We start from the raw sequence: 17,780 nt of genomic DNA on the forward strand, positions 1-17,780 counted from the left end.
GGTTTGACCTATGGCGATGTGTACAAGCAAAACGAAGTCGAGCAGTCGACTTACAACTTCGAGCACAGCGACGCCGAGTTCTTGTTCACCGCCTTTGGTGCGCACGAAAAGCAAGCTCAGCACCTCATGGGCGCGCAGCTGGCGCTGCCTGCTTATGAGCAGGTGCTCAAAGCCGCGCACACCTTCAACTTGCTGGACGCGCGCGGCGCGATCAGCGTGACCGAGCGCGCCGCCTACATCGGCCGCATCCGCAATCTGGCCCGCAGCGTGGCGCAGAGTTATTACGAGAGCCGCGAACGTCTGGACTTCCCGATGGCCCCGCGTGAATGGGTTGCTCAAATGCCCAAGAAAGCCGCGTGAGGGAGAACGACATGACGACACAAAACCTGCTGGTAGAACTGTTTGTGGAAGAGCTGCCGCCCAAGGCGCTCAACAAGTTGGGTGTGGCGTTTTCGGGCGTGCTGGCCGAGCAGCTCAAAGCGCAAGGGCTGGCAGCGGCCGACTCTATGGTGACCGCTTTCGCTTCACCCCGCCGCTTGGCAACCCATGTGACGGGCGTGCTGGCGCAGGCCGCTGACAAAGCGGTGCAACAAAAGCTCATGCCCGTGGCCGTGGGCCTGGACGCAGCTGGCCACGCTACGCCCGCACTGCTGAAAAAACTGCAAGCCTTAGGTGTGGATTTGAGCGACTCGGCCGCTGCCGTGGCCGCACTCAAGCGTGCACCTGACGGGAAAGCAGAAGCCCTTTTTTACGACAGCGTGGTCCAAGGTGCATCGCTCCAATCGGGTCTGCAAAAAGCACTCGATGAGGCGCTGGCCAAGCTGCCCATTCCCAAAGTCATGCAGTACCAGCTGGAAACCGATTGCGAGTTGCCGGGCTGGAGCAGCGTGAACTTTGTCCGCCCCGCGCACAGCCTGATCGCTTTGCATGGCAGCGCTGTGGTGCCGGTCAAGGCGCTGGGCCTGACGGCGGGCAACAGCACACAAGGCCACCGCTTTGAAGCCAAAGTCTCGCCCGTGTTGTTGCAGCACGCGGACCATTACGCCCAAACTTTGAAGCTTGATGGCTCGGTCATCGCCAGCTTTGCCGAGCGCCGCGCCGAAATCGTGCGCCAGTTGCAAGCGGCTGCTGCCAAGGTGGGCAACGGTGCCCGCCCCATTGAAGACGACGCCCTGCTCGACGAAGTCACGGCCCTGGTGGAGCGGCCCAATGTGCTGACCTGCCAGTTTGAGACCGAATTTCTGGACGTGCCGCAGGAGTGCCTGATCCTCACGATGAAGGCCAACCAGAAATACTTCCCCTTGATCGATGCATCGGGCAAGCTGACGAACCGGTTTTTGGTGGTGAGCAACATCACCCCCGATGACGCTTCGTTGGTCATCGGCGGCAACGAGCGCGTGGTGCGCCCGCGCCTGGCTGATGCCAAGTTTTTCTTTGACCAAGACCGGAAAAAGACCCTCGATTCGCGTGTGGATGGCCTGTCCAAGGTGGTCTACCACAACAAACTGGGCACCCAAGGCGAGCGCATGGCGCGCGTTTGTGCCATCGCCAAGGCGGTAGGCCAGCAACTGGGCGGCGACGCCTTGGCCGCGCAAGCCGAGCAGGCCGCCCGCTTGGCCAAGACCGATTTGCTGACCGACATGGTGGGCGAGTTCCCCGAGCTGCAGGGCATCATGGGCGGCTATTACGCCCGCCACGATGGCTTGAGCACCGAAGTGGCCGAGGCGATTGAAGACCACTACAAACCCCGCTTTGCGGGCGACGAATTACCACGCAACAGGGTGGGCCTGGCCGTCGCCTTGGCTGACAAGCTCGAAACCCTGGTTGGCATGTTCGGCATTGGCAATGTGCCCACGGGCGACAAAGACCCGTTCGCGTTGCGCCGTCACGCTTTGGGTGTCATCCGAATGTTGGTTGAGAAAGACCTGGCCTTGGGCTTGCCCGAATTGATGGCGCTGTCTACGCCTGTATTCGGCGACAAGATCACGGGCGGCCCACAAGCCTTGATCGACTTCGTTGACGACCGATTGGCAGGCAGCCTGCGTGAACAAGGTTTCAGCGCCCAAGAAGTCGACGCCGTCATGGCCTTGCGCCCGGCACGACTGGGCCAGGTCGGCCAGTTCCTCTCGGCTGTGCGCGCCTTTGCGGCATTGCCTGAGAGCCCGGCGCTGGCCGCTGCCAACAAGCGCATCGGCAACATCTTGAAGAAAGCCGGTGAGGTGGACGCCCATGTCAACCCCGCTTTGCTGCAAGAAGACGCCGAGAAAAACCTCTACGCCGTCATGCAAAAGCTGCTGCCGGAATCCGAAGCGCAATTCAAGGCGGGCGACTACACGGCCAGCTTGCAAACCTTGGCCGCGCTGCGTGCTCCGGTGGACGCCTTTTTTGACGACGTGATGGTCAATGCCGAAGAAATGGACCTTCGCCTGAACCGCCAAGGCCTGCTCAAGAGCCTGCATGTGGCCATGAACCGCGTGGCCGACTTGTCGCGCCTGGCCACCTGATCCAAGCCACGCCACGGACCCCATCTCTCTATGCACGCCCACCTGAAACTTGTCATCTTGGATCGGGACGGAACGATCAACCGGGCCAGTGACGAGTTCGTCAAATCCCCGGAAGAGTGGCACCCTTTGCCTGGTGCGCTCGAGGCGATCAGCCGCCTGAACCATGCTGGTTTTCATGTGGTGCTGGCCACCAACCAGTCGGGCCTCGGTCGGGGCTTGTTTGACATGGCTGCACTCAACGCGGTCCACGCGCACATGCTCAAGACCTTGGGTGCTTTTGGGGGCCGTATCGATGCGATTTTTTACTGCCCCCACACGGCCGAGGAGGCTTGCAGTTGCCGCAAACCTGCGCCAGGCTTGTTGCATCAAATCGCGGAACGCTATGGCCACAGTTTGAGCGGCGTGCCCTATGTCGGCGACAGCTTGCGGGACATGCTGGCGGCTCAGGCGGCAGGATGTGTGCCCCATTTGGTGCTGTCGGGGCGACATGCGATGATCGATTCTGCCCGTTTGCCACCTGAGTTTCCCTCGCACACTTGGGTCCATGCAGATTTGGTGGCTTTTGTCGATCACCTTCTGGCGGACCCCATCACCGTTGAGCCGCATTCCCGGTAAAAGCCGATCAACCACCACTCAGGCTACACGCTGCATGAATTTTCTTCGCTCACTGACCCATGTGCTCTGGATGGTCATCACCGTGGTGCCTTGGGCGCTGTTCGTGGTGGTGATCTCCTACTTTGTCAGCAGTACACGTGTGTACTGGATTTGTGCCGGATGGCTGCGCCTGGCGGTGAACAGCGGCACGTGGATTTTGGGCATCGAGAACCGCATTCAGGGCATGGACAATTTGCCCCAAGGGAGCAAAGACCCGGCGGTTTTGCTGGTCAAGCACCAGTCGACCTGGGAGACTTTTGTGATGCCCGCGATCATGCCGCACCCATTGGCTTATGTGTTCAAAAAAGAGTTGCTCAGTGTGCCCTTTTTTGGATGGGCCATGGGTCGGCTCGACATGATCCACATTGACCGCCAACAACGTTCGCGTGCGTTTGCCAAGGTGGTGCAACAAGGCCGTCGGCTCATGCAAGAGGGCGTCTGGGTCATCATGTTCCCAGAGGGCACGCGTATTCCGCGTGGCCAAAAAGGCGAGTACAAAAGCGGCGGTGCACGTTTGGCCATTGCGGCTGGGGTGCCTGTGATCCCGATCGCGGTGACCTCAGCACGTTGCTGGCCGACCAAGGCGTTCATCAAAACACCGGGCGTGGTGGACATCTCCATAGGCCGGGCCATCCCCAGTGAGGGCCGCAGCGCCGATGAGCTCATGTTGGAGGTGGAGACCTGGATCGAATCGGAAATGCACCGACTCGATCCCGAGGCTTACCCCCCAGGCGCTGGCCACCGAGCCTAAACGGGGACAACCATGCGCGCGCCTTTGCAGTTTGTGCTGGACTTTTTCACAGGTGGTGATTCGGTCAAGCCGGCCCAGTTCATCCCTTTGAGCGCCCCGCCCGAGAATGCGCCTTCATGGGGTACGGAGGTATTGAGGCCCACGGCCTCAGGTTTCACCCATCCCGCCGCCAATCGCCATGCGCAACTGCAAGGTGCCACGGTGTCATTTCGTTTTGAGCGTTCGCGCCGCAAGAGCATTGGTTTTATGGTCGGTGCCGATGGCTTGGTGGTGCGTGCGCCCAATTGGGTCACCTTGCGCGAGGTGGACGCTGCGGTGCAGGAAAAAGGCGTTTGGATTGTGGCCAAGCTGCAGCAGTTCAAAGAACGGCAAACCGAGCAATTTCAAAATGCCATCGAGTGGCGTCACGGGGCCGAAATTCCATTTCTAGGACGAACGGTTCAGCTGTGCGTGCTGGAGCGCGGTGTGGGGCGTGTGCATGGGCAGGACCTGCCGTTGGACCACATCCTGCCTGTGACTGTGCCGCCAGGGGCCTCGGTGACGCAGGTGCGCGACGCTGCACAGGTGTGGCTCAAAAAGCAGGCCAAAGCCTTGTTTGAAGAGCGTCTGCACCACTTTGCGCCGCTGCTGGGCGTAAGCTGGCAAAAGTTGAGCCTGTCCAGCGCCAGCACACGCTGGGGCAGTGCGCGCCATGATGGGCACATCCGTCTGAATTGGCGACTGGTCCATCTGCCCATCAGTCAGATTGATTATGTGGTGGTGCACGAGTTGGCGCATTTGCGCGAAATGAACCACAGCCCCCGCTTTTGGGAAACCGTTGGTGAGGTCCTGCCCGATTACGCACAACGCCGCAAAGCTTTGCGCCAAACACCGGTCGATTTGAAAGAAAACTGAGGTGGTTGTGAAGGCCTGACCCTACGAGAGGGTGCTGAATCGAACAACACCATCGGTCCCTCGCTCGCGGCGCATCTGACCGGACAGCCACAACAGGTTCAGGTGCGCCACGGCTTCGCCCAGGGCAAATGTGGTCTGGTGCACATCGAGCGGGCGTTTGAACAGCACGGGCAAGAGCTCGTGAGCGCAGCACGCCTGCGTTTGGCAGGCCTGAAGCAACTCGGACAAGCGTTCGGCGTGGTGCATTTGGAGTTGCGCTATGCGCGTGGCAGCGCCCTGAAACGGCCGCCCGTGCGAGGGCAACACCAAAGTGGAGTCGGGCAGTTGGGCCATCTTCTCCAGCGAGTCGAGGAACCACTTCAGCGGGTTGCCATCGGGCTCCATGGCATAGACGCTGACGTTGGTGGAAATCGACGGCAGCAGCATGTCGCCGCTGATCAACAGTTGTTGCTTCGCATCAAGCAAAGCCATGTGTTCGGGCGAGTGGCCATAACCGCTGGTGCACTGCCAGACTCGATCGCCAATGCGCACCTCCATCCCCGCCATCAAACGCACATAAGCGCTGGGGACCTTCGGCACCATGCTCGGGTAGTATCCCACCCGCGCCTCCACCTGGGCCAGTTCGTCGGGTTGGTGCCAACCATGCGCTTTGAAAAAAGCCACTGTGGAAGAACCGCCAAAATTAGACTGTCCACTGGACGCCATCAAGGCCGATTGGTACTCGCTGGTACTCATCCAAAGTGGGGCACGCCAGCGTTCACACAGCCAATGCGCCAAGCCCATGTGATCCGGGTGCATGTGGGTGGCCAGCACGCGCAAGATCGGCAAGCCTTGCAGCATTTTTTCTTCGACTTGCAACCAAGCCTCGCGGGTGGCGGAGTTGTCGATGCCGCAGTCCACCACCGTCCAGCCTTCTTGTTCTGAGTCGGCTTGAATGGGGCAAGGCATGCGGTCGCGCAGCAACCACAGGTTGATGTGGTTCAGCGCAAAGGGCAGGCCCATGCGCAACCAAAAAATGCCGGGTGCGACTTCTGTGGCCGAGCCCAAGGCAGGCAGTTGCTCGCCCAAAGGGTAGTTCAGCACAGGGCGCGGGGAGTCCACACCGGGAGTGGCCGGGGCGTTGGTCAAAATGGTCATGCGGCGTGTGGATTGGGGTAGCATTCGAAAGATTGACGTTAACGTTAACGTCAAGCATGTCATCGAATTTTAGGGGCCGCCTCATCGCCAGGCTGTCTCCCTTGCGCAAGCTGTTGAGGACTCCACGCCATGGCGAACATGTACACGATCAGTGATTTGGCCCAGGAATTTGACCTGACGACCCGAGCCATCCGTTTTTACGAAGACATGGGCTTGCTCGAGCCCGAACGTTCGGGCCCAGGCGGCCGCAACCGCGTGTACTCGGCGCGTGATCGGACCCGTTTGAAACTCACCTTGCGCGCCAAGCGACTTGGCTTGTCGCTCAATGAAGCTAAGGGACTGATCGACATGTACGACAGTCCTCGTGACACCGTGCCGCAACTCAAAAAGTTCTTGGTGGTGCTGGCTGAGCATCGACAGCAGCTCGAATCCCAATTGGCCGACCTGGAGGCCACTCTGGATGAAGTCAAAGCCCACGAAAAGGAAACCCGAAGCTTGTTGACCAAGGCCTCCAAAACCGTCCCCGTCGTGTGATCGGACGCAGCCATCCAATCATCCACCGCCACAGTTTTGATTGACGTTGACGTAAACGTCAATTACAGTCTGGGCCTGAACCGAACAGGACAAGATGTGACCCCTGCCCAAACTCCGCATGAGCGTGTTGCTCTCAGCATGGCCCGACAAGGCATGATGAACCACTTGGGTGTGCGTTTGTTGACCGCCTCAGAAGGGCAGGTCATCTTGGCCTTGCCCTACAGCGACAAGGCCACCCAGCAGCAAGGCGGTTTTCACGGTGGAGCCATTGGTGCACTGGCCGACATCGCGGGGGGGTATGCCGCCCTGACCGTGGCCCCCGAGGGTATGGAAGTGGTCACCGTGGAGTACAAAATCAATTTTTTGAACAGTTTGCAAGGCGGTGAACTCCGCGCCACGGGCCAGGTGATCAAAGCCGGTCGCCGCGTGATCATCACCTCGGCCGAAGTGGCGCACATCGACGGCCATGGCAAAAGCACGCCCTGCGCAGTGATGCAGCAAACGCTGATGCCGGTGCCTAAAACATATTGACAGACGGGTGGGCGACAACGCCTCACCTGCGCCCCCAACATGAACAGAGACCCTCATGAACAATTTGCCAGGCCTTAACTTCCAACTCGGCGAAGAGATCGACGCATTGCGCGATGCGGTGCGCGACTTTGCACAAGCTGAGATTGCTCCCCGTGCGGCCGATATCGATCGCGATGACCAATTTCCCATGGACCTGTGGCGCAAGATGGGCGAATTGGGCGTGTTGGGCATCACCGTGGGCGAAGAGTATGGCGGCGCGAACATGGGCTATTTGGCCCACATGATCGCCATGGAAGAGATTTCCCGCGCATCGGCCAGCGTGGGCTTGAGTTACGGTGCGCACTCCAACTTGTGTGTCAACCAGATCAAGCGCAATGGCACGTCCGAGCAGCGCGCCAAATACCTGCCCAAGCTCATCAGTGGCGAACACGTCGGCGCATTGGCCATGTCCGAGCCCGGCGCAGGCTCGGACGTGTTGAGCATGAAGCTCAAGGCTGAAGACCAGGGCGGTTACTTCCTGCTCAATGGCTCCAAGATGTGGATCACGAATGGCCCGGATGCCGACACGCTGGTGGTTTATGCCAAAAGCGAACCCGAACTGGGTGCGCGCGGCGTGACAGCCTTTTTGATCGAAAAGGGCATGAAGGGTTTCAGTATCGCGCAAAAGCTCGACAAACTGGGCATGCGTGGCAGCCACACCGGCGAGCTGGTGTTCAACAACGTGGAGGTGCCCGAGTCTAATATTTTGGGTGGCCTGAACAATGGTGCCAAGGTGCTGATGAGCGGCCTGGACTACGAGCGCGCCGTTCTGACGGGCGGTCCGTTGGGCATCATGCAGGCGGTCATGGACAACGTGATCCCTTATATCCACGACCGCAAACAGTTTGGCCAGAGCATCGGTGAATTCCAGCTGATTCAGGGCAAAGTGGCCGACATGTACACCGTGCTGCAGGCGGGCCGTTCGTTTGCTTACACCGTGGCCAAAAATCTTGACCTGCTGGGTGCCGAACATGTGCGCCAGGTGCGCAAGGACTGCGCCAGTGTCATCCTTTGGACGGCCGAAAAAGCCACCTGGATGGCGGGCGAGGGTGTGCAGATTTTCGGTGGCAACGGCTACATCAACGAATACCCTTTGGGCCGTTTGTGGCGTGACGCCAAACTTTATGAAATTGGTGCGGGCACCTCGGAGATTCGCCGGATGCTGATCGGCCGCGAATTGTTCTCCGAAACCGCTTAAGGACTTTGTTGCACTGCGACAATCCACGCATGAGCACATCCCTTCAGCACCTTTTTGACAACAACCGCGCTTGGGCGCAGAGCATGGTCCGTCAGGACCCGGCGTATTTTTCGCGACTGGCCAACCAGCAAACCCCCAAGTACCTGTGGATTGGCTGTTCCGACAGCCGCGTGCCGGCCAACCAGATCACAGGCTTGGACCCCGGCGAGGTGTTTGTGCACCGCAACGTGGCCAATGTGGTGGTGCACTCCGACCTGAACGCCCTGTCGGTCATCCAGTACGCGGTCGATGCCCTCAAGGTCGAGCACATCATGGTCGTGGGCCACTACGGCTGCGGCGGTGTGCTGGCTGCTACCCGTGGCTTGCGCGTGGGCTTGGCCGACAACTGGTTGCGCCATGTGCAAGACGTGCGCCTGCGACACCGCCAACGTCTGAACCATTTGCCGCAGGCCGAACTCGAGTCGGTCATGTGCGAGATGAATGTGATCGAGCAGGTCGGCAACGTCGCCCTCTCCAATGTTATGCAAGATGCCTGGAGCCGTGGCCAAAAAGTCACCGTGCATGGCTGGATCTATGGCCTGGACGACGGGTTGGTCAAAGACCTGGGCGTGACCATGAGCGGCGCCCATGAGGTGGTCGACGTGTTCCGCAACGCATTCAAGCGCTACCCCCGTGGGGGCGTGCTGCCAGCCGCCTGACCCTTGGGGTTGGCGGGTTAATTTCATTCCATTGGAGAAAACCATGTCCGACCCCATCGTCATCGTCAGCGCTGCACGCACGCCCATGGGCAGCTTCCAGGGCGACTTTTCAACCCTGGCGGCCCACGATCTGGGCGGCGTCGCGATCAAGGCCGCAGTCGAGCGGGCAGGCATCAGCCCTGATCTGGTCACCGAAGTGCTGTTCGGCAACTGCCTGATGGCAGGCCAGGGTCAGGCCCCAGCGCGCCAGGCGGGCTTCAAGGGTGGCTTGCCCAAGAGCGCGGGCGCGGTCACCTTGTCCAAAATGTGCGGCTCGGGCATGCGTGCAGCGATGTTCGCGCACGACATGCTTTTGGCTGGCTCGCACGATGTGCTGGTGGCAGGTGGCATGGAAAGCATGACCAACGCACCCTACCTCATGCTCAAAGGCCGTGGCGGCTACCGCATGGGACACGACCGCATCTTTGACCACATGATGCTCGATGGCTTGGAAGACGCTTACGAAGCCGGTCGCAGCATGGGCACCTTTGGCGAAGACTGCGCGGCCAAATACAACTTCACCCGCGAGCAGCAGGATGCCTTCGCCATGGCCAGTGTCCAGCGTGCGCAAGACGCCATCCAAAACGGCAGCTTTGCCAAGGAAATCGCGCCTGTGACGGTCAAGACCCGGACTGGCGAAGTCGTGGTCTCCATCGACGAAGGCCCCGGCAAGATCAAAATCGACAAGATCCCCACGCTCAAGCCTGCGTTCAAGAAAGTCGGCGGCACCATCACCGCTGCGGCCAGCTCTTCCATCAACGATGGCGCAGCCGCCATGGTGCTGATGCGCGAAAGCACCGCCGCCAAGCTCGGCTGTCAGCCCCTGGCCCGCATCGTGAGCCACGCCACACACGCGCAAGAGCCCGAGTGGTTTGCCACCGCCCCCGTCGGCGCGACCCAAAAAGCCTTGGCCAAAGCAGGTTGGCAGGTGGAAGACGTGGACCTGTGGGAAGTCAACGAAGCCTTTGCCGTTGTCCCCATGGCGCTCATGAAAGAGCTGGGTGTGTCGCATGACAAGGTCAACGTCAACGGTGGCGCGTGTGCCCTGGGCCACCCCATCGGGGCTTCGGGTGCGCGCATCATGGTCACGCTGATCCACGCGCTGCAAGCCCGTGGCCTCAAAAAAGGGCTGGCGACGCTGTGCATCGGCGGCGGCGAAGGCACGGCTGTGGCGCTGGAACTGGTGGAATGAATGGCCACAGTTCTTCTCATCGGCGCATCCCGCGGCATCGGCTTTGAACTGGCGCGCCAATACGTCGCAGATGGCTGGCGCGTGATCGCCACCGCCCGTTCTGCGGAAGGTGTTGATCGGCTCAAGTCTTTGGGTGTGCAAACTCTGCCCCTGGATGTGGCCAACCCGGCCAGCAATTCAGGACTGTCGTGCCAACTTGAAGGTGAAAAAATCGACTTGGCCATCTACGTGGCGGGCGCGATGGACCGCAACAGTGCCAGCACCCCGCCCACCCGCGACAGCTTTGATGCCGTGATGCACACCAACGTGATGGGCGCGATGCAGGCCATCCCCCAAATCGTGCCCATGGTGAGAGAGGCGCACGGCGTCATCGCCTGCATCAGCTCCATCATGGGCAGTCTGCAAGAGACCTCCAGCGGCAATGCGGTGCTTTACCGGGTGAGCAAGGCGGCGCTCAACATGGTGGTGCGCTGCACCCAGGCCGAGCAGCCGAACATCACCGTGCTGGCCATCCATCCCGGATGGGTGCAGACCGAGATGGGCGGAGAACAAGCGCCTCTCACGCCCGAGCAAAGCGCGGGCAGCCTGCGCCAAACCTTGAACCGCATCCTTGAACAACGTGACCCGATACACCGTGGCGCATTTTTGAACCACGACGGCCAGACCCTGCCCTGGTGAACCGCTAAAGAAAGAAACCCATGTTGTTGACCCCCGACCAGGAAATGATCCGAGATGCCGTGCGCGACTTTGCACAACGCGAACTCTGGCCCCATGCCGCCGAGTGGGATAAAAAGCATCACTTCCCGAAAGACGTGCACAAAGGCCTGGCTGAGTTGGGTGCGTATGGCATTTGTGTGCCCGAAGAGCTGGGCGGCGCGGGGCTGAACTATGTGACCATGGCGCTGGTGCTCGAAGAGATCGCGGCCGGTGACGGTGGCACCAGCACCGTGATCAGCGTGACCAACTGCCCGGTGAACGCCATTTTGATGATGTACGGCAATGCCGCGCAAAAAGCGCAGTGGCTCACGCCCCTGGCACAGGGCCAGATGTTGGGCGCGTTTTGCCTGACCGAGCCGCATGTGGGTTCGGACGCTTCGGCCCTGCGCACCACCGCTGTGAAAGAAGGCGACGCCTACGTCATCCATGGCGTCAAGCAGTTCATCACCAGCGGGAAAAACGGCGACGTGGCCATTGTGATCGCGGTGACCGACAAGGGTGCGGGCAAAAAAGGCCTGAGCGCCTTCATCGTGCCCACCCGAACCCCCGGCTACAACGTGGCACGCCTGGAAGACAAGCTCGGCCAGCACAGCAGCGACACCGCGCAGATCAATTTCGACAACTGCCGCATCCCCGCCGAAAACCTGATCGGCCAAGAAGGCGAGGGCTACAAGATTGCCCTGTCATCGCTCGAAGGTGGGCGCATCGGCATTGCTGCACAAAGTTTGGGCATGGCCCGCAGCGCATTGGATGTGGCCATCGACTACGCCAAGCAGCGAGAAAGTTTTGGCACGCCCATCTTCAACCACCAAGCCGTGGGTTTTCGCTTGGCCGACTGCGCCACGCAACTCGAGGCCGCGCGCCAGCTCATTTGGCATGCGGCCAGCTTGCGCGATGCCGGCCGTCCGTGCCTCAAAGAAGCCGCCATGGCCAAACTGTTCGCCAGCGAAGCGGCCGAAATGGTCTGCTCCGCCGCCATCCAGACCCTGGGCGGCTACGGCTACTTGAGCGACTTCCCGGTCGAGCGCATCTACCGCGATGTGCGTGTGTGCCAGATCTATGAAGGCACGAGCGACGTGCAAAAGATCATCATCCAGCGGGCCCTGTAATGCCGGTATGCCCCTGCGGCCGAACCACCGCCAAAGGCCAAGCGCTGAACATGGACGCTTGCTGTGGTCCCTACCATGCAGGACAGGCTGCCCCCGATCCAGAAAGCCTCATGCGCTCGCGCTACAGCGCCTTTGTTCTGGGTGATGTGCTTTATTTGCTGGCCACTTGGCACACCAGCCAGCGACCTGCTGAGCTGATGCTCGAAGCCGGGGCCAAGTGGCTGGGTCTACAAATCAAGCAACACCACTTGAGGGACGAAGACAGCGCGGAGGTAGAGTTTGTCGCCCGCTTTCGCTTGGGCGGCAAGGCCACCCGCCTGCACGAGCGCAGCCGCTTTGTGCGCGAACAGGGCTGCTGGTTTTATGTGGACGGCGACATGCTGTGAGTGGCGGTGATGAGGCACTTATGATTTCCCCCATGAACTTTGAAGCCATCTTGTTTGACTGCGACGGCGTGCTGGTGGACAGCGAAGCCATCACCTGCGGTGTGCTGCGTGACATGCTCGAAGAGCTGGGCTGGCGCATGACGCTGGCCGAGTGCATGCAGCGCTTTGTGGGCCACACCGTTAAAAGCGACCGCAGCATGATCGAAGCGCAAACGGGCGTGCCGCTGACCGACGAATGGCTGGAACAGTTTTTTGCCCGCCGCAACGAACGTCTGACACAAAGCATCACCGCCATCGAGGGCGTTCACGAGGCTGTGGCGCATCTGCATGACCACTGCCAAGGCCGCATCGCCGTGGCTTCGGGCGCTGACCGTTTCAAGGTTGAGATGATGCTCAAGCAAGTGGGCTTGATGCGGTTTTTTGAAGGCCGCATTTTCAGCGGTCACGAAATGCCGCGCAGCAAGCCGCACCCTGATGTGTATTTGGCTGCAGCTGCGCATTTGCAGATCGACCCAGCACGGTGCTTGGTGGTTGAAGACACCACGGTGGGCATTACGGCCGGTGTGGCCGCGGGCGCCACTGTGTGGGCATATGCGCCCGAATTGACCTCTCAAAAGACGCTGTTGGAAGCGGGTGCCAGCCATACCTTCAAGCACATGCATGAACTTCGGCTTCCCAAGCCTTAGGACGCCCTTTGGAAAACTGTCCATGACCACTTTTCACACCCAACTCAACCCCCGTTCAGCTGACTTTCAAGCCAATGCCGCCGCCATGCAGGCCGTGGTCGATGATCTGCGCGTCCACCTTGAGCGCGTGGCTCAAGGCGGTGGCGAAGCTGCACGCGCCAAACACACGGCAAGAGGAAAGCTGCTGCCGCGCGAGCGCGTGCAAAGGCTGCTCGACCCCGGCACGCCTTTTCTCGAAGTTGCTCCGCTGGCGGCCCTCAACATGTACAACAACGACGCGCCCAGCTCTGGCGTCATCGTGGGCATTGGGCGTGTGAGCGGGGTGGACTGCATGATCGTGTGCAACGATGCCACGGTCAAAGGGGGCACCTACTACCCGATGACTGTCAAAAAGCATTTGCGCGCGCAAGAGATCGCTCAGCAAAACCACTTGCCTTGCATCTATTTGGTTGACTCTGGCGGGGCCAACCTGCCCAACCAGGACGAGGTCTTTCCGGATCGCGACCATTTCGGCCGCATCTTCTTCAATCAGGCCAACATGAGCGCGCAAGGCATCGCGCAAATCGCGGTGGTCATGGGCAGCTGCACGGCGGGTGGCGCTTATGTGCCGGCCATGAGCGACGAGACCATCATTGTCAAGAATCAGGGCACCATTTTTTTGGGCGGCCCGCCTTTGGTCAAAGCCGCTACAGGTGAGATCGTCAGTGCCGAAGACCTGGGCGGTGGCGATGTGCACACGCGCCTGTCGGGTGTCGCCGATCATTTGGCGCAAAACGATGTTCACGCCTTGGCGTTGGCGCGTCAGGCTGTCAAAAACCTCAATGCCCTAAAGACACCCAACATCGCCACGCACACCCCAGTGCCGCCCAAATACGACGCCAAAGAACTTTACGGCGTCATCCCAACCGACACGCGCAAGCCCTTTGATGTGCGCGAGATCATTGCCCGAATCGTCGACGGCTCCGAGTTCGATGAATTCAAGTCACGTTTTGGCACCACCTTGATCTGTGGTTTTTCCCGCATCGAAGGCATGCCGGTGGGCATCATCGCCAACAACGGCATTTTGTTCAGCGAGTCGGCCTTGAAGGGGGCCCATTTCATCGAGCTGTGCTGTCAACGCAAAATTCCACTGGTGTTTTTGCAGAACATCACCGGCTTCATGGTGGGCCGCAAATACGAAAACGAAGGCATTGCCCGCAACGGCGCCAAGATGGTCACGGCTGTGGCCACCGCAGCGGTTCCGAAGTTCACCATCATCATTGGCGGCAGCTTTGGCGCGGGCAATTACGGCATGTGCGGCCGCGCTTACAGCCCCCGCTTTTTGTGGATGTGGCCCAACGCCCGCATCTCCGTCATGGGTGGTGAGCAGGCCGCCAGCGTCTTGGCCACCGTCAAGCGTGACGGCATCGAAGGCAAGGGCGGCCAGTGGAGTGCCGACGAAGAGGCCGCATTCAAGGCCCCCATCAAGGAGCAGTACGAAGTGCAAGGCCACCCCTATTACGCCACCGCCCGCATTTGGGATGACGGCGTGATCGACCCGGCCGACACCCGCCGCGTGCTGGCGCTCGGATTGAGTGCATCGCTGAATGCACCCATCCCCGAGACGAAATTTGGACTTTTTCGCATGTAATGTGTATGATTTTATAAATTCATACACATTTGAGGAATTTCAAAATGCGCACCAACATCGTGATCGACGACAAGCTCATGGCCGACGTCATGGCTTATGGCGACTTCAAGACCAAGCGAGAGGCGGTGGAAGAGGGCTTGCGCATGCTCAAGCGGCGCAAAGTCTATGACGGCTTATTGGCCTTGCAAGGAAAGCTTCAGTGGGACGACTCTGACGAAGGATGGGCCCGTTGGCGGGCGCAGCAGCAGGTTTTGAAGGTCGCAGGAGAACCGTACGACCGCGCCATTGACGCGGCAGAGAAAGTTTACACAGGCGTTCAGGCTTTGGTGCTTCAAGAGCCCGAACCTCCCACACAGATCGCAAAAACCCGGAAGAAGCCATGATTCTGGTGGACTCCAGCGTCTGGATTGACTTCTTCAATCAAGCGCAGACACCGCAACGTTTGCAACTGGTGCGCTGGCTGGAAGGTGGAGACGTGTCGATTGGCACAGCCGATCTGGTGGTGTTCGAGGTGCTGCGCGGATTTCGTAACGACACAGCCCGTCGCATGGCAGAAAGCCTGCTGTTGGATTTACCCGTGATGGACATTGGCGGGGCGGCCAATGCGCTCAGCGCGGCAGCGCTGTACCGCATCCTGCGGGCACAGGGCCGTACCGTGCGCAGTCCCATTGATGTGCTGCTGGCCAGTTATTGCATGACCCACCGCCACACGCTGTTACACCGCGACGCCGACTTTGAGTCACTCAAAACTTTGGGAGGGTTGGACACATGGCCGAACTGAACGATTCATCCATTTGGCACCGCCACTTCAGCGTCCAAGCTCGGTACCACGTCTGGGCCACGCACCGCCTGCTCGAAGCGGTTTCGCGCGTGTCAGACGATGATTACCGACGCGATTTGGGCCTTTTCTTCAAAAGCATTCACGGCACACTGAACCACATGCTGGTGGGTGAGCAACTGCTTTGGTATGCGCGTTTTGCCAAAGGCGCATCGCCCGAGCTGGCGCTGGATGCGGAGATAGAGCCCCACCGCGAACGCTTGGCGCAGGCGCTCGAGGGTGGATCGTTCATGGGCCGGCCTCGCCCTGAGCTGGACAAGCTGGTTTTTCTCCAAACAGAACAGGCCCCCAAAGCATGAGCAATGCCCTGAAAATTTCCACCCAAGGCGGCGTGCACACGATCAGGCTGTCGCGCCCTGAAGTGCGCAACGCCTTCAACGATGAAGTCATCGCCGAGCTGAAAAATGCTTTTTTGGCGGTGGCGCAAGACCCCTCTGTCCGCTGCGTGGTTTTGGCCGCCGAGGGACCCGCTTTTTGTGCAGGCGCAGACCTGAACTGGATGCGCCGCATGGCCGATTACACCCGCGACGAAAACCTGGCCGATGCGGGCGAGCTGGCCGCCATGCTGCAGGCCATTTACGCATGTCCCCAACCCACCATCGCCCGTGTGCAGGGCGACGTGTATGCCGGTGGCATGGGCTTGGTGGCGGCTTGTGATATGGCCGTGAGCGTGGACACGGCGAACTATTGCCTGAGCGAAGTCAAGCTGGGCCTGATCCCGGCGACCATCAGCCCCTATGTGATCCGCGCCATGGGCGCGCGTGCGGCGCACCGCTACTTTTTGACGGCCGAGCGTTTTGGTGCCGCCGAGGCGCACCGCATCGGGCTGGTGCACGAGGTCGTGGCAGCCGATGCGCTGGACGCCAAAGTGGCTGAACTGACGCAGGCGCTGGTGAGTGCCAGCCCCCATGCTGTGCGTGCCTGCAAAAAGCTGGTGCAGGATGTGGCCGAGCGCGAGATCAACGACGCACTGGTGCGCATGACAGTAGAAGGCATCGCCGATATTCGCGCCAGCGCAGAGGGCAAGGAAGGCGTTCAGTCCTTCTTGCAAAAACGCATACCCCATTGGCTGATGTCTTGAGCGTGCTGACATGAAACTTCTTCAAATTCTGATGGGTTTGAGCTGCTGTTGGTGGGGGGGGTGGGCATTCGCTCAGGCCCCTGCCGAATTGCCGGTTGCCAAAGACTTGCATGAAGTCGTACACCGAATTCCGGTTTCTGTGCAGGACCTTTACGGTCGCCGTGAGCAACGACAGATCCCGGTGACGGTGTTCAAGCCCGCAGGGGATGGGCCGTTTCCGATGGTGGTGCTCAACCACGGCCGCACCAGCGAAAAAATGGCCGAACCGTCACGCTTTCGGTATGAGCATCAGGCGCGCTATTTTGTGGGCAAGGGTTTTGTGGTGATGGTGCCCACAAGGGCAGGCTATGGCGAAACCTACGATGGCTTTGATCCGGAAACCAGTGGCGGGTGCAGTCAAGCCCGCATTGAGCCGATGAGCCTCGCCGCGTCCGATCAGGTGCTGGCGGTGGCCGAGTTCGCGCGCAGCCTACCGTTTGTGGACAGCACCCGCTGGTGGGTCGCGGGGCAATCGGTCGGTGGCTTGACCACGGTGGCGACCGCTTGGCGAAACCCGGCAGGCTTAAAAGGGGCCATCAATTTTTCAGGGGGGACCGGGGGAAATCCTGCGTCCCGCCCAGGCCGTTCGTGCGCTGCCAAGCAGATTGAGCGTCTTTGGAAAGCCCGAGCCGCTCAATCCCAAGTGCCCATGCTTTGGCTGTATTGGGAAAACGACTTGTACTGGGGTGCACAGGCGCCCAGAGACTGGCATCGGGCCTGGCTGGACGGTGGTGGGCAAGCTGAATTTCACCAACTGTCGGCGGTGGGCCAAGATGGTCATTCGGGGATCAGCATCGACATGGACCGCTGGACACCCTTGGTGGATGCTTTTCTGGCCAAGGCCGGATACACCCAGGCTGCGCTGCCACCCGTTCCCGCAACGAGTGGTTTTGCCCTGGTAGACGAAATCCACAAAGTGCCGGTGGGCGCCGAAACCCGGCTAAGCATGTACACCCGGTTTTTGGCCAGCCCTTCCCCGCGTGCATTTGCCATCGGCCGAGGTAGCGCAGGCTTTGCAAGCGGTGACTGGGCTGTGGGTCGTGCATTGGGTTTTTGTCAGGCTCGCCGAGGCATCACCTGCAAGTTGTACGCCGTAGATAACGAAGTGGTTTGGAGAAACTGA

21 protein-coding genes are annotated in these 17,780 nt (G+C 60.2%); 20 read left to right on the plus strand and 1 reads right to left on the minus strand.

The genetic code is table 11. The features are described from left to right. From Q0O19_RS05940 to Q0O19_RS05960, 5 genes are all read left to right on the plus strand, one after another. Positions 1-360 (plus strand): glycine--tRNA ligase subunit alpha (locus tag Q0O19_RS05940; RefSeq protein WP_295520933.1); only part of this gene is annotated, 360 nt, incomplete at its 5' end. A gap of 11 nt (positions 361-371) precedes the next feature. Then, positions 372-2,504 (plus strand): glycine--tRNA ligase subunit beta, encoded by a 2,133-nt coding sequence (gene glyS, locus Q0O19_RS05945; protein ID WP_295520935.1) that lies wholly within the window; start codon positions 372-374, stop codon positions 2,502-2,504. Between the two features lie 30 nt (positions 2,505-2,534). After that, positions 2,535-3,119 (plus strand): D-glycero-beta-D-manno-heptose 1,7-bisphosphate 7-phosphatase, encoded by a 585-nt coding sequence (gene gmhB, locus Q0O19_RS05950; RefSeq protein WP_295520937.1) that lies wholly within the window; start codon positions 2,535-2,537, stop codon positions 3,117-3,119. Between the two features lie 34 nt (positions 3,120-3,153). Further along, a complete protein-coding gene (locus Q0O19_RS05955) occupies positions 3,154-3,909 on the plus strand; it encodes a 1-acyl-sn-glycerol-3-phosphate acyltransferase (RefSeq protein WP_295520939.1) in 756 nt (251 codons plus the stop codon). A 12-nt stretch (positions 3,910-3,921) separates the two neighbouring features. Then, positions 3,922-4,803, plus strand: a complete 882-nt coding sequence (locus Q0O19_RS05960; RefSeq protein WP_295520940.1) for a SprT family zinc-dependent metalloprotease — start codon at positions 3,922-3,924, stop codon at positions 4,801-4,803. Between the two features lie 21 nt (positions 4,804-4,824). Here the strand turns inward: Q0O19_RS05960 and Q0O19_RS05965 are convergent, their stop codons facing one another. Further along, positions 4,825-5,940, minus strand: coding sequence for an MBL fold metallo-hydrolase (locus tag Q0O19_RS05965; RefSeq protein WP_295520942.1), 1,116 nt, complete (start codon positions 5,938-5,940; stop codon positions 4,825-4,827). A 129-nt stretch (positions 5,941-6,069) separates the two neighbouring features. Here Q0O19_RS05965 and Q0O19_RS05970 point away from each other — a divergent pair, with 129 nt between their 5' ends. From Q0O19_RS05970 to Q0O19_RS06040, 15 genes are all read left to right on the plus strand, one after another. After that, positions 6,070-6,474, plus strand: a complete 405-nt coding sequence (locus Q0O19_RS05970; protein WP_295520944.1) for a MerR family DNA-binding transcriptional regulator — start codon at positions 6,070-6,072, stop codon at positions 6,472-6,474. 96 nt (positions 6,475-6,570) lie between these two features. Continuing rightward, on the plus strand, positions 6,571-7,005 hold the full coding sequence (locus Q0O19_RS05975; protein ID WP_295520945.1) for a PaaI family thioesterase: 435 nt from the start codon (positions 6,571-6,573) through the stop codon (positions 7,003-7,005). A 55-nt stretch (positions 7,006-7,060) separates the two neighbouring features. Further along, complete coding sequence (locus Q0O19_RS05980) at positions 7,061-8,242, plus strand: isovaleryl-CoA dehydrogenase (protein ID WP_295520947.1); 1,182 nt, start codon at positions 7,061-7,063, stop codon at positions 8,240-8,242. A 29-nt stretch (positions 8,243-8,271) separates the two neighbouring features. Then, positions 8,272-8,940, plus strand: a complete 669-nt coding sequence (can, locus tag Q0O19_RS05985; RefSeq protein ID WP_295520948.1) for a carbonate dehydratase — start codon at positions 8,272-8,274, stop codon at positions 8,938-8,940. A gap of 43 nt (positions 8,941-8,983) precedes the next feature. Further along, positions 8,984-10,171 carry an acetyl-CoA C-acyltransferase gene (locus Q0O19_RS05990; protein ID WP_295520950.1) on the plus strand — a complete coding sequence of 396 codons (1,188 nt, stop codon included), beginning with the start codon at positions 8,984-8,986 and terminating at the stop codon, positions 10,169-10,171. Further along, positions 10,172-10,849 carry an SDR family oxidoreductase gene (locus tag Q0O19_RS05995; protein ID WP_295520952.1) on the plus strand — a complete coding sequence of 226 codons (678 nt, stop codon included), beginning with the start codon at positions 10,172-10,174 and terminating at the stop codon, positions 10,847-10,849. Between the two features lie 20 nt (positions 10,850-10,869). After that, positions 10,870-11,997, plus strand: coding sequence for an acyl-CoA dehydrogenase family protein (locus Q0O19_RS06000; protein ID WP_295520954.1), 1,128 nt, complete (start codon positions 10,870-10,872; stop codon positions 11,995-11,997). Beyond that, complete coding sequence (locus Q0O19_RS06005) at positions 11,997-12,383, plus strand: YchJ family metal-binding protein (protein WP_295520955.1); 387 nt, start codon at positions 11,997-11,999, stop codon at positions 12,381-12,383. Before Q0O19_RS06000 ends, Q0O19_RS06005 begins: the two co-directional genes overlap by 1 nt. A gap of 32 nt (positions 12,384-12,415) precedes the next feature. After that, positions 12,416-13,069, plus strand: coding sequence for an HAD family phosphatase (locus Q0O19_RS06010; protein ID WP_295520957.1), 654 nt, complete (start codon positions 12,416-12,418; stop codon positions 13,067-13,069). A gap of 22 nt (positions 13,070-13,091) precedes the next feature. After that, positions 13,092-14,699: a carboxyl transferase domain-containing protein gene (locus Q0O19_RS06015; RefSeq protein WP_295520959.1), complete on the plus strand. Its 1,608-nt coding sequence runs from the start codon at positions 13,092-13,094 to the stop codon at positions 14,697-14,699. A gap of 44 nt (positions 14,700-14,743) precedes the next feature. Then, a complete protein-coding gene (locus Q0O19_RS06020; protein WP_295520961.1) occupies positions 14,744-15,082 on the plus strand; it encodes a type II toxin-antitoxin system VapB family antitoxin in 339 nt (112 codons plus the stop codon). Then, on the plus strand, positions 15,079-15,480 hold the full coding sequence (locus tag Q0O19_RS06025) for a PIN domain-containing protein (RefSeq protein ID WP_295520963.1): 402 nt from the start codon (positions 15,079-15,081) through the stop codon (positions 15,478-15,480). Before Q0O19_RS06020 ends, Q0O19_RS06025 begins: the two co-directional genes overlap by 4 nt. Continuing rightward, positions 15,468-15,836 (plus strand): DinB family protein, encoded by a 369-nt coding sequence (locus Q0O19_RS06030; protein ID WP_295520964.1) that lies wholly within the window; start codon positions 15,468-15,470, stop codon positions 15,834-15,836. The genes Q0O19_RS06025 and Q0O19_RS06030 overlap by 13 nt, the downstream gene beginning before the upstream one ends. Then, positions 15,833-16,618, plus strand: a complete 786-nt coding sequence (locus Q0O19_RS06035; RefSeq protein WP_295520966.1) for an enoyl-CoA hydratase/isomerase family protein — start codon at positions 15,833-15,835, stop codon at positions 16,616-16,618. The genes Q0O19_RS06030 and Q0O19_RS06035 overlap by 4 nt, the downstream gene beginning before the upstream one ends. 10 nt (positions 16,619-16,628) lie before the next feature. Further along, positions 16,629-17,780 carry a hypothetical protein gene (locus Q0O19_RS06040; RefSeq protein WP_295520967.1) on the plus strand — a complete coding sequence of 384 codons (1,152 nt, stop codon included), beginning with the start codon at positions 16,629-16,631 and terminating at the stop codon, positions 17,778-17,780.

Source organism: Limnohabitans sp. Rim8 (assembly GCF_945869175.1).
Taxonomy (GTDB): domain Bacteria; phylum Pseudomonadota; class Gammaproteobacteria; order Burkholderiales; family Burkholderiaceae_C; genus Limnohabitans_A.

Coding starts and splice junctions, on each gene's coding strand:
- glyS (WP_295520935.1), top strand. CDS start 372: ATGACGACACAAAACCTGCTGGTAGAACTGTTTGTGGAAGAGCTGCCG.
- gmhB (WP_295520937.1), top strand. CDS start 2,535: ATGCACGCCCACCTGAAACTTGTCATCTTGGATCGGGACGGAACGATC.
- Q0O19_RS05955 (WP_295520939.1), top strand. CDS start 3,154: ATGAATTTTCTTCGCTCACTGACCCATGTGCTCTGGATGGTCATCACC.
- Q0O19_RS05960 (WP_295520940.1), top strand. CDS start 3,922: ATGCGCGCGCCTTTGCAGTTTGTGCTGGACTTTTTCACAGGTGGTGAT.
- Q0O19_RS05965 (WP_295520942.1), bottom strand. CDS start 5,940: ATGACCATTTTGACCAACGCCCCGGCCACTCCCGGTGTGGACTCCCCG.
- Q0O19_RS05970 (WP_295520944.1), top strand. CDS start 6,070: ATGGCGAACATGTACACGATCAGTGATTTGGCCCAGGAATTTGACCTG.
- Q0O19_RS05980 (WP_295520947.1), top strand. CDS start 7,061: ATGAACAATTTGCCAGGCCTTAACTTCCAACTCGGCGAAGAGATCGAC.
- can (WP_295520948.1), top strand. CDS start 8,272: ATGAGCACATCCCTTCAGCACCTTTTTGACAACAACCGCGCTTGGGCG.
- Q0O19_RS05990 (WP_295520950.1), top strand. CDS start 8,984: ATGTCCGACCCCATCGTCATCGTCAGCGCTGCACGCACGCCCATGGGC.
- Q0O19_RS05995 (WP_295520952.1), top strand. CDS start 10,172: ATGGCCACAGTTCTTCTCATCGGCGCATCCCGCGGCATCGGCTTTGAA.
- Q0O19_RS06000 (WP_295520954.1), top strand. CDS start 10,870: ATGTTGTTGACCCCCGACCAGGAAATGATCCGAGATGCCGTGCGCGAC.
- Q0O19_RS06005 (WP_295520955.1), top strand. CDS start 11,997: ATGCCGGTATGCCCCTGCGGCCGAACCACCGCCAAAGGCCAAGCGCTG.
- Q0O19_RS06010 (WP_295520957.1), top strand. CDS start 12,416: ATGAACTTTGAAGCCATCTTGTTTGACTGCGACGGCGTGCTGGTGGAC.
- Q0O19_RS06015 (WP_295520959.1), top strand. CDS start 13,092: ATGACCACTTTTCACACCCAACTCAACCCCCGTTCAGCTGACTTTCAA.
- Q0O19_RS06020 (WP_295520961.1), top strand. CDS start 14,744: ATGCGCACCAACATCGTGATCGACGACAAGCTCATGGCCGACGTCATG.
- Q0O19_RS06025 (WP_295520963.1), top strand. CDS start 15,079: ATGATTCTGGTGGACTCCAGCGTCTGGATTGACTTCTTCAATCAAGCG.
- Q0O19_RS06030 (WP_295520964.1), top strand. CDS start 15,468: ATGGCCGAACTGAACGATTCATCCATTTGGCACCGCCACTTCAGCGTC.
- Q0O19_RS06035 (WP_295520966.1), top strand. CDS start 15,833: ATGAGCAATGCCCTGAAAATTTCCACCCAAGGCGGCGTGCACACGATC.
- Q0O19_RS06040 (WP_295520967.1), top strand. CDS start 16,629: ATGAAACTTCTTCAAATTCTGATGGGTTTGAGCTGCTGTTGGTGGGGG.